This is a genomic window from Xenorhabdus aichiensis, from assembly GCF_028598775.1.
Lineage (GTDB): Bacteria > Pseudomonadota > Gammaproteobacteria > Enterobacterales > Enterobacteriaceae > Xenorhabdus > Xenorhabdus bovienii.
On record NZ_JAQRFO010000133.1, the window covers coordinates 1 to 751 of the forward strand.

General features: G+C 51.5%; 1 pseudogene. It reads left to right on the top strand.

Annotated features, from left to right (window positions below):
• Positions 1–751 (top strand): annotated as a pseudogene (locus PSI22_RS21295) (IS3 family transposase); the annotation flags it as partial.

A 751-nucleotide genomic window follows, 5' to 3' on the forward strand; every position in this document is an offset into this window, starting at 1 on the left:
CTGAAAAAGAAACTCCAACGCCTTGAAATGGAAAACGAAGTCTTAAAAAAAGCGTCAGCACTCTTGATGTCGGACTACCTGAACAGTTCTCGTTAATCGAGCAATTCAGAGTGCATTATCCGGTGGCTTTCCTTTGCCAACTGTTCGGGATTCATCGTAGTAGTTATCAGGCCTGGCATAAGCGGGGAAAACAGGCCGTTCCTGAACGGGTGAAATTGAAAAGTCTGGTGCGCGAGGCGTTTAACGAGAGCCACGGTTCAGCCGGTGCACGGACCCTTGCCACGATGGTCACCGCCAAAGGCCGACCATTGGGCCGATGGCTGGCCGGGAAGTTAATGGCTGAATTGGGGCTGGTCAGCCGTCAGCAGCCAAAACATCGCTATTCACGACAGGAGCAAGAGCATGTTGATATTCCCAATCATCTTGACCGCCAGTTTGCGGTCACCGAACCTAATCAGGTTTGGTGTGGGGATGTGACCTCTATCTGGACCGGTAAACGTTGGGCTTATCTGGCAGTCGTTCTCGACTTGTTTGCGCGTAAGCCCATCGGTTGGGCGATGTCTTTCTCACCAGACTCTGAACTGACGAAGAAAGCGTTAGCAAGGGCATTTGAATCAAGAGGGAGGCCGCACGGGATCCTGTTTCACAGTGATCAAGGCAGCCACTATACCAGCAAAGCGTTCAGACGATTATTGCAGCGTTATGGCATCAAACAAAGCCTGAGCCGACGGGGAAATTGCTGGGATAACAG